This is a genomic window from Pandoraea morbifera (assembly GCF_902459575.1).
Classification (GTDB): Bacteria; Pseudomonadota; Gammaproteobacteria; order Burkholderiales; family Burkholderiaceae; genus Pandoraea; species Pandoraea morbifera.
The window spans coordinates 346,086-360,501 of the sequence record NZ_CABPSD010000005.1 but is presented as its reverse complement, the minus strand read 5'-3'; the positions used below and the strand labels follow the sequence as shown (position 1 = coordinate 360,501).

At 66.1% G+C, this 14,416-nt stretch carries 11 protein-coding genes and 1 pseudogene; 1 reads left to right on the top strand and 11 read right to left on the bottom strand.

Going from position 1 to position 14,416, the window contains the following annotated elements:
• Window positions 1-123: 123 nt before the first annotated feature.
• The 11 genes and pseudogenes from PMO31116_RS24415 to PMO31116_RS11420 form a co-directional block, all read right to left on the bottom strand.
• Window positions 124-1,253, bottom strand: a pseudogene (locus tag PMO31116_RS24415) (CMD domain-containing protein).
• Entirely contained in the window at window positions 1,250-2,602 is a 1,353-nt protein-coding gene (locus PMO31116_RS11465) for an acyl-CoA thioesterase/bile acid-CoA:amino acid N-acyltransferase family protein (protein ID WP_150566814.1), read from the bottom strand. The pseudogene PMO31116_RS24415 and the gene PMO31116_RS11465 overlap by 4 nt, the downstream one beginning before the upstream one ends.
• 16 nt (window positions 2,603-2,618) lie before the next feature.
• Window positions 2,619-4,196 (bottom strand): ABC transporter substrate-binding protein, encoded by a 1,578-nt coding sequence (locus PMO31116_RS11460; RefSeq protein ID WP_150566813.1) that lies wholly within the window; start codon window positions 4,194-4,196, stop codon window positions 2,619-2,621.
• An 80-nt stretch (window positions 4,197-4,276) separates the two neighbouring features.
• Window positions 4,277-5,275: an ABC transporter ATP-binding protein gene (locus PMO31116_RS11455; protein ID WP_150566843.1), complete on the bottom strand. Its 999-nt coding sequence runs from the start codon at window positions 5,273-5,275 to the stop codon at window positions 4,277-4,279.
• Window positions 5,276-5,343: 68 nt separating this feature from the next.
• The gene (locus PMO31116_RS11450; RefSeq protein ID WP_425494788.1) at window positions 5,344-6,354 is read right to left on the bottom strand and encodes an ABC transporter ATP-binding protein; all 1,011 of its coding nucleotides are present in this window, start codon (window positions 6,352-6,354) and stop codon (window positions 5,344-5,346) included.
• Window positions 6,355-6,362: 8 nt separating this feature from the next.
• Complete coding sequence (locus PMO31116_RS11445) at window positions 6,363-7,244, bottom strand: ABC transporter permease (RefSeq protein ID WP_246185257.1); 882 nt, start codon at window positions 7,242-7,244, stop codon at window positions 6,363-6,365.
• Window positions 7,245-7,309: 65 nt separating this feature from the next.
• On the bottom strand, window positions 7,310-8,284 hold the full coding sequence (locus PMO31116_RS11440) for an ABC transporter permease (RefSeq protein ID WP_023594834.1): 975 nt from the start codon (window positions 8,282-8,284) through the stop codon (window positions 7,310-7,312).
• Window positions 8,281-9,777 carry a flavin-containing monooxygenase gene (locus PMO31116_RS11435; protein ID WP_150566811.1) on the bottom strand — a complete coding sequence of 499 codons (1,497 nt, stop codon included), beginning with the start codon at window positions 9,775-9,777 and terminating at the stop codon, window positions 8,281-8,283. The genes PMO31116_RS11440 and PMO31116_RS11435 overlap by 4 nt, the downstream gene beginning before the upstream one ends.
• On the bottom strand, window positions 9,774-10,754 hold the full coding sequence (locus PMO31116_RS11430) for a LysR family transcriptional regulator (protein ID WP_150566810.1): 981 nt from the start codon (window positions 10,752-10,754) through the stop codon (window positions 9,774-9,776). The genes PMO31116_RS11435 and PMO31116_RS11430 overlap by 4 nt, the downstream gene beginning before the upstream one ends.
• A gap of 367 nt (window positions 10,755-11,121) precedes the next feature.
• The gene (locus PMO31116_RS11425) at window positions 11,122-12,957 is read right to left on the bottom strand and encodes an exonuclease domain-containing protein (RefSeq protein ID WP_150566809.1); all 1,836 of its coding nucleotides are present in this window, start codon (window positions 12,955-12,957) and stop codon (window positions 11,122-11,124) included.
• Between the two features lie 36 nt (window positions 12,958-12,993).
• On the bottom strand, window positions 12,994-13,485 hold the full coding sequence (locus PMO31116_RS11420; RefSeq protein ID WP_150566808.1) for a DUF2471 family protein: 492 nt from the start codon (window positions 13,483-13,485) through the stop codon (window positions 12,994-12,996).
• Window positions 13,486-13,658: 173 nt separating this feature from the next.
• Between PMO31116_RS11420 and PMO31116_RS11415 the strand changes: the two genes are divergently transcribed.
• On the top strand, window positions 13,659-14,378 hold the full coding sequence (locus tag PMO31116_RS11415; protein ID WP_150566807.1) for a glutathione S-transferase C-terminal domain-containing protein: 720 nt from the start codon (window positions 13,659-13,661) through the stop codon (window positions 14,376-14,378).
• Window positions 14,379-14,416: the final 38 nt, after the last annotated feature.

The window sequence follows — 14,416 nt, the reverse complement described above, 5'->3', positions numbered from 1 at the left end:
GGCAACCGCGGATGCTCCTGCCGCTTTCCAGGAGTTGGTTTAAAGGGACTTTGCTAGAAGCCCATTGGCCCTATTGAAGGGGGCAGGTCACATCGGCACCGCAAGCGCCAATGACCGATTCAATCACGCCGGTCCAGTCTCGGGGAATACCGGTTCACCCAAATTCAACATCAGGCGATTCGCCCAGGCAAAGATCGCAATGGAGTGAATCAGGTCCAGAATCTCCGCGTCTGTCAGACCGGCGTCACGCAACGCCTGCAACTGCGCGGGCGCCACGTCTCCGGGCTTCTCCGTCAAGTCAATCGAGAATTGCCTAATCGCCTTTTCCCGCTCGGTCGTCCCTGCCGTGCGCGGATCGTCGAACACTTCACGGATCACATCGTTTCGCTTGGCCAACTGCTCGAAACGCTGCGCATGCACCGACGCGCAATACACACACCCATTGATGCGCGACACGACCGTCGTGGACAGCTCGCGTTCAGCGCGCGGCATACCGCCCGGTGCGTACATGATGGCGTTGAACGCGGCCGAGCGCTGGCGAAGGATTTCCGGCTGGTGAACGAGAAAGAGGTAGTAATCCGACGTCTTCGCCTTGGGATGGCTCTCTTCGAGTACCGCGACTTGTTCCGGCGTCGCGTTCTCGAGCGAGACGACATCGAGCCATGCGTCCCAATCGAGCGACTCGTTGGTGAAGCCGTGAGAACGGATGATGTCGCTCATGCTGCCACCTCCTGCGGTGCGAGTTGTTTGAGGGCTTGAAGGCCCGCGACGAGACGCGTCTGATACGACAGGAACGCAATCAACTGCGCCAGCGCGACCACGGCCGGCGTGCTCAGCCCCGCCGCCGGCAGCTTCAGCAACGCCGCCTTGTCGCCCTCGACAGGGTTCTCGATCAGCGTGCGCGTGAACGCCAGCATCGCGCGCAGACGCGGCTCGGCAACATCCTCCGGCTGTCCGGATACCGCCGCCGCTAACTGCGCGGCATCCACCGAGTGCTTGCTCAATTCGGCTCGATAGTGCTCGACAAGTGCCGGTGCGGGCGTCAGTCGGGTGGCATACAACGCAACAAGCAGGCGCTCGACCACGGAGATGCCTTCGAGCGCCGGATCGAACAATCCGTCGTAGCTGCCCTGCGTGGCCACGGCGACCTTGTCGCGCGCATGACGCAACGTATGTGTCGGGGAACCAGGGGCCAGGCCGGCGACGCGGTCGACCAGATCGTTGGCGAGATCGTATGAGGTAGGGGCGGTCATGATTGTCCTTTTGAGTAGGCACGCGCGGCCACGGCCTGCGCGAGGAAAGCCAGCACGGCAGTCCACGAACGCTCGTCGGCAAGCGCATTCGCATCCGGCTCGCCGCCGCCGGTGCTGATCTTGCCCGACACGGGGTGCGCGTAGACGAGTTGCGTCGTGGGCACGTACGGGAACACGATGGCATGCCCGGCGTTCTCGAAATCGAGATGTTCAACGGGGTACGGATGCGAATGTGCCGCGAGTCGCTGTGTCACCATGCGCGAATACCGGCTCGAAGGCCATGAGCCGTCGTCCTCCGCCGACAGCAGCATGACCGGCCCCCGGATCTTCTCGACCGGGATGCGGGCCCGCTCGACCGCATCAGGGTCGTCCAGCGCCGTGAGCATGGCCCGAGTGTGGCGATGAGGCGGCGGCCCTTCGTCGAAGGGCGCCCACGACGCCGCGCGATTGTTCTCCCAAATGTGCGGCAGCGGCTTGCCGTCGAGCAGCCACGTCGGCCCTTCGCGTCCGATGGCCGGATCGCACGCATTCTGTGCACTATGAATCAGGGCGCTCGGCACGTAGCCGATGACTGCGCAGACGGCCTCGGGGAAGGTCGCACCGAGCAGCAACACCAGCTCGCCGCCACGCGACTGCCCCGAGAGCGCGACGAAATCGTGCGCCGGACGCACCGTGCGGCGCAGCCATGCCATGCCCTTCGCGAAATACTCGAGCGGCGTATTGGAGATGTAGTCGGGCAGCCCCGGCGCTTTGAAGTAGCCGAGCGCAAAGGCTGCGTAACCGTGCGACGCATATAGCGCGGCGCGGGGCTCGTTGATGCCGCCACCGGAACCGTTGAGGATCATCACGGCCGGATGCGGTCCGGCGCCAGGCGGGAGGTAGAGCGTGCCGACCAGACCGTCTTCTCGCACGTCTCGGCGGGTGACCCCTTCGGCGGCAAGCCGCTGCGTGAACGACACGGATGATGACCCGACAGACGGCGTCGAACCCAAATGGGTGTCCGAGCCCGACTCCGCGTGCGCCACCACGGTCGTGACGAGCGGTGCCGCGACCGGCTGGGGAAACACCTCGCGGCTCTTGCCGTCTTCCGGCACCTGCGACCAGATGAGCCCCATGGGCGACACGCCTTGATAGCTGCCGTCGACCGGCGCGTCGCGCGCGACGTCGACGACACCGTCGGCATCGGCCGCGAACGTCGCCCGGGCATGCCAGATCACGCCGCCCGCCCGCGCGGTGCGCGCGGTGAGCGTGACGCGGGCGCCGGGCGCCGCGCCGCGTACCACGAGGTGACGCGGCACGTCGATCAAGGCGTCGGCAGGCGTTGCCGTGAGAATGAGCGATGACGTCATAACGCGGCGCGCCGGCTCACTTGGCGACCTTGGTCACTTGCATCGCGACGGTGCGATCGCTCGTGAACGGCGTTACCTTCAGACCCTTGCGCGCGGCCCAGATGTTTTGATAGTGATACAGCGGGATCACGCCGACGTCGTCCGATACGAGCTTGACCGACTGGCGCAGAATCGCTTCGCGCTTGCCTTCGTCAAATTCCGAGGTCGACGCGTCGAGCGCCTTGTCCACGGCCGGATTGCTGTAGTGACCCCAGTTCGATGCCCCGAGACCCTTCTTGGCGTCGACAGTGGCGAGCACGTTCACGAGCGCGTAGCTGGCTTCACCGGTACCGTTACCCCAGGCGAGCATCGACATGGCGTACTCGTTCTTGTTCGCGCGGCCGGAGTACACCGCCCAGGGCACCACTTCCACCTGCGTCTTCACACCGATGCGCGTCCAGAATTGCGCCACGGCCTGCGCGGTTTCCGGACCTTGCGGATAGCGGTCATTCGGCACGTGCATGGTCAGCTTGAAGCCCTCGGGGAAGCCGGCTTCAGCGAGCAGCTTCTTGGCCTGCGCGGCATCGAACGGAATGTCCTTCACCTCGGGGTTGTAGCCGAACGTGTCCTTCGGCATCCACTGGTTGGCCACGCTCGCCGTGCCCTGCATGATGCGCGTGACGATGGCATCGCGGTTGATCGCGAGCGAGAGCGCGCGGCGTACGCGCACATCGAGCAGCGGATTTTTCGCCAGCGGCTTGCCGGCGTTGTCCGTGATGTATGGGTTGCTACCCTCCCGGAAGCTCGGTTGCAACAGCATCACGCGCAGGCCGGGGTAAGGGTACACGGTCACGTTCGGCGACTTCTTCAGACGCGCGATGTCCGAGGCCGACACCTTGTCGATCACGTCGACGTCGCCCGCGAGCAGGGCCGCCGTGCGCGCGGCGCCGTTGTTGACGTAACGGTAGTCGACTTTTTCCCACTCCGACTTGCCTGCCCAGTAGTTGTCGTTACGCACCATTTCCACACGGTCGCCCGGCGTGTACGAGACATACTTGAACGGACCGGTGCCGATCATGGCGCGTCCCGCGTTGTAGTCGTCGGTGTTCGACTTCTCGCCCACGTGCTTGCTCACGATATGCACCGATGCGAGATTGAGCGGCAGATCCGGATTCGGAATCCTGGTCTTCACCACGAGCGTGAGCGGGTCCGGCGCGCTCATCGTGTCAATGGTGCGCAGGTAGCCGGCGAAGGTCGCCACGCTGCCCGGCACATTGCGTGCACGCGTGTACGAGAAGATGACGTCGGCGGCGGTAAACGGCTGGCCGTCGTGCCACTTCACGTTGGGGCGCAGCTTGAACTCCCACGTCTTCGCGTCGAGCGCTTTCCACGAAACAGCCAGCCCCGGTTGCAGCTTGTTCCACTTGTTCTCGACGAGCAGATCCCAGAAATGCAGATCCACCGAGCGGTCACCGGCGTGATTGTTCAGTTGCGGATCGAGCGACGACAGCGGGTCGGCGAATGCGATGCGCAGCGTCTGGGAAGACTGGGCCGAAGCCGCAGCGCTGGTGATGAGCAGCGCGGCAGCCAGCGAGGGCAACAAGAAGCGTTTCATTATTGGCAATCCTGGTCGTGGATGATGGACAGAGATAACACGCGCGATGATGTCGACCGACACGTGCGCGCACCGGAATTTCAGGTGTCGTTCAGGTGACAGGCGCTGACGTGGTTGATGGCCACCCCGCGCAGCGTCGGCGCCTCCGTGCGGCACCGCGGCATGGCGTGCGGGCATCGCGGATGAAAATGACAGCCGCCCGGCGGTGCGATCGGGCTGGGGATTTCGCCGCGAATGGCCGAGAACGTCTTGTGGCGCACGTCGATGCGAGGAATTTCTGCGAGCAACGCCTGTGTGTACGGGTGATTCGGCCGGCGGAAGACTTCCTCGACCGGCGCACTTTCGACCACGCGCCCGAGATACATGATCACCACGCGATCGGACAGGTGCTCGACCACGCCGAGGTCGTGGCTGATGAAGACGTACGTCAGCTTCAACTGCTCGCGCAGGTCCATGAACAGATTCAGTATCTGCGCCTGGATCGAGACGTCGAGGGCTGCGACGGCCTCGTCGCACACCAGCAGGTCCGGGTTCACGGCAAGCGCCCGTGCGATGCCGATGCGTTGGCGCTGGCCGCCGCTGAACTGGTGTGCATAGCGATGGCGCATCGCGGGATCGAGTCCGGCACGCTGCAACTGGGCGCTCACGTAGTCGTCGAAACCCGCGCGATCGGTGAGTCCGTGCACGAGGGCGCCCTCGCCGACGATGCGGTCCACGCGCAGTCGCGGGTTCAGGCTCGCGTACGGATCCTGAAAGATCATCTGGATCTTCAGTCGTGCGTCGCGTCGCTCGCGCTCGGAGAGCGAGTCGGCCGCGCGTCCGTGAATCTGCACCTCGCCTGACGACGGCTTGAGCAGGCCCGCGAGCAGGCGCCCGAGCGTGGACTTGCCGCAGCCCGATTCCCCGACGAGCCCGACGACCTCGCCCGGCTTCACGATGAGGTCGACGTGATCGACGGCCCGCACGACAGTGGGCGGATGCGCGAGTCCGGCGCGCTCGAGCACGCGCGCGACGGGACCGACGCGTCGCTCGCCGAAGCGTTTGCTCACCCCGTGCAGCGACACGATCGGCGCGGGCAGCGTGGCGCTTGGCCGAGGCGTGTTGCCGTAGCCGGCGTTGGCCGTCTGACTTTGCGGCAGCGGCGTATTCATACCATCTCCTTTTGCAGCGCGGCGCCCGGATGGAAACAGCGTACGAGGCGCCCTGGCAGTGTCTGTGTCATCTCGGGACGCTCGGCGCAGGCCGCACTCGCATACGCGCATCGTGACGCAAAGGCGCATCCGGCCGGCATGGCGAGCAGGTTCGGCGTCATGCCGGGAATCTGTCGCAAACGCTGTCCGCGTTTGTTCAGGCTCGGCAGGCTACCGATGAGACCGGCGGTGTAGGGATGCTGAGGGGTATCGAGCACGGCGTCGACCGCGCCTTGTTCGACGATGCGTCCCGCGTACATCACGGCGAGCGTATCGGCCAGCCCGGCGACCACCGACAGATCGTGCGTGATCCAGATGAGCGCCGTGCCGTGCTGACGCGCGAGCTTTTGCACCTCGGAGAGAATCTGCGCCTGGATCGTCACGTCGAGCGCCGTGGTGGGCTCGTCGGCGATGATCAGATCGGGGCGGTGCAACATGGCGATGGCGATCGCCACCCGCTGGCGCATGCCGCCCGAGAGCTGGTGGGGGTAGGCGCGCAGACGCTCGTCGGGGCTCGGAATGCCCATCATGCCGAGTGTGTCTCGCGCGAGCTCGCGCGCCTGCGCCTTCGACACTTTCTGGTGAGCGCGCACGGCCTCGATCATTTGCGCGTCGACGCGCAGCACCGGGTTGAGCGTCATCATGGGGTCCTGGAAGATCATCGCGATGCGATTGCCTTGCAGGTGACGCAACTCGGCGGGCGCCATTTTCGTGAGATCGCGGCCCTGGAACAGGATTTCGCCACCCGCGATGCGCCCCGGAGCGTCGACCAGCCCCATGATCGAGAAGCCGGTCACCGACTTGCCCGAGCCTGACTCGCCCACGAGGCCCATGATGTGGCCGGGCGTCAACGAGAACGACACGTCGTCGACCGCGGGCAATGTGCCCGCGCGCGTGACGAACTGCGTGCGCAGGTTGCGCACTTCAAGCGTCAGTGGGGACGACGCGGCGGAAGACGGGGAAGACACGGCGCCGCTCATTTCTGCAACCTTGGATTGAAGACGTCGCGCAGGCGATCGCCCACGAGATTGATGGCGACGACCGTCACGAGCAGTGCGAGGCCGGGATAAAGGCTGATCCAGTATTCGCCCGAGAGCATCGTCTGGTAGCCGTTGGCGATGAGCAGGCCGAGCGACGGTTCGGTGATCGGCACGCCCAGACCGAGGAACGACAGCGTGGCTTCGAGCGTGATGGCGCGCGCGACCTGCAACGAACCCACGACGATAAGCGGGGGCAGGCAATTTGGCAGGATGTGCCCGAGCACGATCCGCCAGTCCGGAATCGCCTGGCAGCGCGCGGCCTCCACATATTCGCGGCGCGATTCCACGAGCGCCTGGGCGCGCGCGGTGCGGGCGAAGTAAGCCCATTCGAGCACCACGAGCGTGAGCACCACGTTGCCGATACCCTTGCCCACGTAGGCGAGGATCATCAGCGCCACGAGGATCGACGGGAACGAGAGCAGCAGATCGACCAGGCGCATGATGAAGGCGTCGACACGCCCGCCCGCGTAGGCGGCCACGAGCCCGAGGACCGTGCCGAGCATGCCGGCGATCAGCGCCGAGCCGACACCCACGCCCAGGCTGATGCGCAGACCGTAAATGATGCCCGAGAGCAGATCGCGGCCCTGACCGTCGGTGCCGAGCCAGTAGGTAAAGGTGCCCAGGCCGTTGACCGTCGCCGGCGGCAGGCGCGCGTCCATCACGTCGAGCTGCATCAGGTCGTAGGGGTTCTGCGGCGTGATCCAAGGAGCGGCGAGCGCGGCGGCGATAAGCACGACGAGCACCACCAGGCCGAGCATGGCGCTCCGGGAGCGAAGAAATTCGCGCAGACCCTGCTGCCAGGGCGATTCGCGGCGCATCGGCAAGGATTCCGGTGCCAGCGCGGGCGCGCCGTGCGCGCCATGGGATTGCGGATTGAGCGACATCAGGCGGCGGCCTCCACGCGCACTCGCGGATCGAGCCATTTGTAGAGCACGTCCACGATCAGATTGAGCGACACGAACAGGCACACCACGACGATGAGATACGCCACGATCACGGGGCGATCGAGCGAGTTGATGCTGTCGAGAATGAGCTTGCCCGCGCCGGGCCAGGCGAACACGCTTTCGGTCACCACGGCGAAGGCGATCGTCGAGCCGAACTCCAGGCCGATCACTGTCACCAGCGGAATCAGCGTGTTGCGCAGCACGTGCACGAGCACCACGCGCAGCGGCGACAGGCCTTTGGCGCGCGCGAATTTCACGAAGTCCTGCGGCAGCACTTCGGTCACGCCGGCGCGGGTGAGGCGCAGCACGAGCGAAATCTTGAACAGCGACAGATTGAGCGCGGGCAAAATCAGGTGCCGCAGCCCGTCGGCTGTGAGAAATGACCACTCGACACCAAAGACGCTCACCGTCTCGCCCCGACCGCTCGCGGGCAACACGCCCAGATGCACCGAGAAAAACATGATGAGCATGAGGCCGACCCAGAACGTGGGCAGCGAAAAGCCCACGATGCTGCCGGTCATGAGCAGCTTCGAGATCGGGTTGCGTGGATAGAGGCCGGCGAACAGGCCGAGCGGAATCCCGATGCACACCGCGAGCATCAGGGCGGCGAAGGCGAGCTCAAGCGTGGCGGGCAGGCGTTGCAGAATCAACTGGATGGCCGGCACGTTGTAGACGAAGCTGTTGCCGAGCTCCCCGTGCAGCGCGCCACCCAGGAACGACAGATACTGGCGCCACAGCGGCTGGTCGAGGCCCAGTTGCGCGATGATGCGCGCGCGATCGACCTGATCGACGTCCTGACCGATCAGGATGTCGACCGGATTGCCGATCGCGTGCAGACCGATGAAGACGATCAGCGTCATCACCCACACCACGAACACCGCCTGGAGCAGGCGGCGCAGAATCCACGCCGTCATGCGATGCGCTCCTCGCCGTTCGCGGCGTTGTCGGGCGCACTCAGCGGCGCGGGCGGCGGCGCGGGGCTCCACTCGTCACCATAGACCTCCGGCTCGGCATACGCTTCCATGTTGGCGTAGTGGTACTCGACATCCTCCCGATAGAAGGTGCCGGCGAGGCCCTGGGCGAGACGCTTCGCGCCTTCGCTCACGGCGGGAATGTCACCCGAGACGGCGCCGTGGGAGAGCGTGGCGGGCGCGCAGAAGCAGTGAATGCGCTCCAGGCCGGGGCATGCGCCCGGCGTCTTTTCGAGAAACTCGAACGACGGGCCGAGGTCGGGCGAGTCGAACAGTTCTGCGTCCTCGTCGCCCGGTGCGGGCGAATATCGGTCGCCCCACTTGCGCACGAACCTGGCGAACGGCGCGAATTCCGGACGCCCTTCGATATCGATGCGAAAGCCCGTGGCGAACACGAGGAAGTCCAGCACGAAGGTGCCCTTGGCGGTGCGTACGTGCAGGGCGTCGCCAACCGGCGCGACGTCGAGAATCGGCGCGCCGAGGTTGAAGCGCGCGTTGTCGTGACGTGAGACGCGCAAGGTGCTGCCGCGCGGGGGGGGAACCTGCTGCGCGTTGACGTAGTGACGGATGCGCCACTTCCAGTCGTCCGGCAGATTGACGTGACCGTGCGTGAGGCCGGGGTTGCCGGCGCCCTTGCCCTTGTTGACGCGCGGGATGTCGGCGCGGCGAATGAGCAGGTCGACACTGGCCGCACCGGCTTCGAGGGCGGTGGCGGCGCTGTCCATGGCCGAGGCACCGGCACCGATCACGCCGACACGCTTGCCGCGCAGCGTCGAGTAGTCCAGCGTGTCCGACGAGTGCGCCCAGAAGCGTCGCGGCAGGTCACGCGCGAATCCGGGCACGCTCGGGCCGCCCAGGCCGTCGCGGCCGGTCGCCAGCACCACATGGCGCGCGTAGACCGTCGAATCGCCCTCGGCCGATGTGACCGACAGCGCCACCAGGCCGTCGCTGCCACGCGGTGCGACCGACGTGATGCGATGTTCGTTGCGCACGTCGATGTCGAGTACGTCGCGATACCAGCGAAGGTAATCCATCCATTGCAGGCGCGGGATCTTGTCCAGGGCCTCCCAGGCGTCGCGGCCGAACTGGGCCTCGAACCAGGCGCGGAACGTGAGCGCGGGCAGGCCGAGCGCAGGGCCGGTGAGTTGCTTGGGCGAGCGTAGCGTTTCCATGCGGGCGGTCGTGGCCCAGGGGCCTTCGAAGCCGCGTGGCGACTGATCGAAGACGACGGCGCCCACCCCGAGGTGCGTGAGCGAGGCCGCGGCCGCCAGACCTGCCATGCCGCCGCCGATGATGGCGACGTCGAGCACGGACTGGCCGTTGAAGATGCGTTCGGGCACCCAGCGCCTGGCGGGCAGTTCGAGCCAGGCGAGGTCCTGACGCAGGCGCGCTTCGAGCGCGGGCAGGCCAGTGGCCGATGTCGGGGACAAGTTCATGACGACGAGGCTTCCTTGGGGGCGGGCAGGTCGCCGTATAGCGACTGCAGGACTTGGGCGTGTTCGGTGGCGGCGTGTTGCACGTAATCGGGCAGTAACGCCCGGGCGGCGTCGGCCAGAGCCTGCACGAAGGCGAGCGCGGCAGGCGAGGGCTCGCGTGCGTCGCGGGTGATGACGCCGAAGAAAAACGGGATGTCGGCGTCGATCGGGCGCACGGCCACGCCGGCAAGCGGCAGGCCGTAGGCGGTCACCGGCTCGAGCACCGCGACACCGAGCCCGGCGCGCACGGCCGTCATGGCATTGATCGACGCGTTGGTCTCGATGAGGCCGACGGGCGCCACACCCGCCTGCGAGAACGCCTGGTCCAGGCGGCGGCGCAGGCGGTAGGGATTCTGCATCGTGATGATGCGGCGTCCGGCGCATTCGGCCAGCGGCAGGCGGTCGTGCCGCATCAGCGGGTCGTCGTCGCGCACGGCGGCCACACAGGCCGACTGTCCTATCCAGTGCACTACGATGCCGCGATGCTCCAGCGGCAGGCTGGTCACACCGATGTCGGCGGCACCGGTCAGTACGGCGTGCACGACCTGTTCGGGCGACGTGCTCCGCATCTGGATCTGAGGACTGTCGTGCGCGAGTCCGGGCAGGGCGAGGGCGGCGGGTACGAGACCGGCGGCAAGCGCCGAGGTCGCGGCGATGTGCAGCGGACGCGACTGCCCACGGGCGATCTCGTCGGCGCGCGCGCGAATCTGTTGGAGGCCGGCGAGCACGTGCTCGACGTCTTCGAACAACAGGAAGCCTTGCTCGGTCGGCGTGACACGCGGGCCGCTACGCGTGAACAGCGCATAGCCGATCTCAGCTTCGAGCTCCTGAATCATGCGGGTGATGGCGGGCTGCGAACGCCCGAGCAAACGCCCGGCCGCGGTGATGCTACCGGTCGACATGACTGCCGCGAAGGCTTCGAGTTGGCGTAGTTCCATCTGGCTCGTTGTAGGCAAGGACGACCGTCGCGAGCGCCGCGCGGTGCCGGATCATCGACGACGCCCGGTTCGACGATTTCGCAAACCCCGGTGTATTCGGATTGCGTATTCTTCGACCTTAAGCATGCGTTTTGCAAATACTTAATATTTATATGCTCATGCCTCCCGGTGCAAAGGAGGGTTTTGCCTAGGTGACGTGGGGGAGAAATAAGACACGCTGTCGGGAGCGCCCCATTCGGGGGGCGCTCGGGCTCGTCTGGGAAGCGTGAGGAAAGTCCGGCGGTGCGGCCGGACGGGGATGGCCGGGACGGCCTGGATGGCGGGGGGATTCGGGGCTGGGGGTGGTTGGTCGGCAGTTGCCGCCGGATCAGTGTGCGTCGAAGGGAAGGCGAAGCTGTGCCGGATCTTCCGGACGCGGTTGGCGGCGACGCAGCAACGCCACACTGCGTGGGTTTGGCGCGACGGCTTCCTGCGGATCATCCGGACTTAGTCGAAAGGTCGGCCGCTTGAGGCGCAGGACCACCAGCGGCGCGAGCGGTTTGCGCGTGGGCGGCACGCCGCCTTCGTCGTTTCGGCTGGCATCTTCATTCCCCGTGCCGGCGTTTCCCGCCATGCGCGCAATCACGGACGCGACCGTGCTCTCGGTCTCGCTTCCCGTGACACGCCCGATTGCTCGGGCAGGTCGCCTGCTGCCAGCGCGGCGATTGTCGCCATTGCCGCCATTGCCGGTAGGGCTATCCGTCACCGAAGCGGCAAGACGCTTGCCGAGCAGCCGGTAGATGTCGGGGTCGAAGCCGGTCACGGCCGGCATGCGCTCGAGCAGACCGTCGAGCGCGTCGACGGATGTCACGCTGCCCAGATACTGCCAGCGGTCGATGACGTGATACGCCGTCTCGGCGGCGTATTCATCGGGGCCGTGCTCCTCGATAGCGATGGGGCCGTCGTACGGCCACGTTTCCAGTTGCAGCGTGGCGAGCGCTTCCCGGACACGCTCGTTGTGCGCCGCGAGCGACGCCTCGCCCACGCAGACGCCATCGCATCGTTTGACCTGGTAGCCGAAGCAGGGGCGTCCCGGCGCAATCTTCTCGAGCCCGAGCTGCGCGCAGCAAAGGCGGTGCTCGTCGGCCAGTGCACGAAGGGCGCTCTCCGCGCGGGTGCGAGACGAAAACGTACCGAACAACGCCTGGGCATCGGCGAAGTCGACGGTCTTTGCGCTCACCAGTCGCGGCGTATCGGTTCCGGGCAGGAATTGCCAGCTGTAGAGGCTGGATGCGCGGCGAAGCATGCGGTTGTGCACCGGTTGCAGTTGCTTGACGAGCTGCGATTCGAGCAGCAATGCGCCCAGCTCTCCTACCGTCGGCCGGGCCTCCACGCGACGGATCTCCTGCGAGATCCGCAGGTCTTTCGCAACCTGGTGATCGCTGGAGAAATGCGAGCGCACCCGCGCCCGAATATCGACGCTCTTGCCGACGTAGAGCAGCGTATCGCCTTCGCCGTAGAAGAGATATACACCAGGGCGGCTTGGCAGGGCGTCGATGGCTTCGTCCGGCAACTGTGGTGGCTGGCTCGATCGTTTCGTGACGCGCTGTACGGCCTGCTCGATCAGATCGGGGGCGTAGATTGTGTGGAGCTTTTGCCAGAACTGCCAGAGCAGTTCGGCGTCGGCAAGTGCCCGGTGGCGGCCCAGCGGAGTAAGGCCGAATCGGGCGATGAGGGCATCGAGCCCGTGGCGGGCGGCAGACGGGAACAGAAGGCGAGACAAGCGCACCGTGCAAAGGACATCGGCCTGAAATGCAATGCCCGCGCGCTTGAACTCGTTCTTGAGAAAACCGTAATCGAAGCGGGCGTTGTGGGCGACGAACAGCTTGCCTTGCAGGCGTTCGGCGAGCCCCTGCGCCAACGTGCCGAAGGACGGCTGGCCACGCACCATCTCGTTGGTGATGCCCGTGAGTTGCTGGATGAAGGGCGGAATCGGCTCGGCTGGATCGAGCAGGGTGCTCCACTGTTCGATCCCATGCGGGCCGACTTCCACGACGCCGATCTCCGTGATGCGATCGGCCAGTGCATTGCCGCCGGTCGTCTCGAGATCGACGAAGACCATCGGCGCGGGCAGGGAACGCGCCAGTGCGTCCGGATCTGGCGCCTCGCGGAAGGAATCGTTAGCCTCGTCGACCGCGAAATCGTGCACTTGCCTGATCCTCATTGGCCCGGATGCCTTCGTCCATGTCGCATGCGCCGCTCACGACGCGTTCCACGACGGATTGCCGGCGCGCGAGGCGGCGGACAGCACGGAGGCTCCGGCGCGAAGCGGTACGTCGTCGTCCGCCGGATCATCGCCGGCGAATGCCGCGACGATGGCGCGGAAAACGGCCGGTGCCGGCGCATCCGGCCATTGCAGGTCCACGTGGGCATCGAGCGGGGGCAGATTGCCCTCGCGACGCAGCGCGTCATCGCCCGGCAGGCGCAGCAGACGCGCGAGTACCCACGGTTCGTGCCGCGCATGCAGGCCGATATCGGCCTCCGCCTCGTCGGCGATCGCCACCAGCGTTCGCCAGTCCAGCGTCATCGCCGGTTCGGCGTCGGAGGCGGTGCCGTTCTCGCCCGCGTCCGGCGATTCATGCTGCGCGTTGGCGCGATGTTGCGCGTAGCGCACCGCGATTTCGCGCACGATGCCGGCAAGGTCGCGCTCGGCGGCGCTCAGCGCCAATTGATCCCAGTCGATGATTTCCATAAGACGTTCCTCGATTGGGTTACATAATACTGTATAAATTCACAGTCTGCGAGCCACGATGCGACACACCGACGGCGGCTTCCGGCTCGCGTCGCTCAGGCTCGCCCGCGAGCCCACGGCGTGTAATACTCTGCGCCGTGACGCGCTTCCATCCCGCCAGGAGTTTCCAAACGATGTTGACCCTGTACACGTTCGGCCCGGCATTCGGGCTCCCCGACGCGAGCCCGTTCGTCGTCAAGGCCGAGATGCTCCTCAAGCTCGCGGGGCTGCCGTACCAGACGGATCGCGGCGGATTTCGGCGCGCGCCCAAGGGCAAGCTGCCCTATATCGACGACGATGGCGAAATCGTGGCGGACTCGACGCTGATCCGGCTGCATATCGAGCGCAAGTACGGATTCGATTTCGACGCGGCGCTCACGCCCGCGCAGCGTGGTGCTGCGTGGATGTTCGAAAAGGCGCTGGAGGATCACTTCTATTGGCACGTGGTGCAGGCGCGCTGGTGCGACGACGCGAACTTCGCCAAGGGGCCGGCTGCGTTCTTCAAGGCGGTGCCCTGGCCGGTCCGTCCGCTGGCCCAGGCGTTCATTCGTCGCAAGATCCGCAATACGCTGCACGGCCAGGGCACGAGCCGTTTCACGCCGGCGGAGCAGGTGCAGTTGCTCCGGCGCGGCACCCAGGCCGCGGCGCAACTGCTGGGCGACAAACCTTACTTTTTCGGCAGCACGCCGTGCGGTGCGGACGCCACGGCGTTCGGTTTCATCGCCGCCGCGGCGTCCCCCCACTTCGACATGACATTGCGCGACGAAATCGGCATGCACCCGAATCTGGTGGATTACGTGAAGCGATTGCGTCGGGAATTCTTCCCCGTCGTGGAAGATGCCGTGCGCGCCTGATCGCGTGGCGCGGCCTCGCCCGGTGCGATCGACCCCGA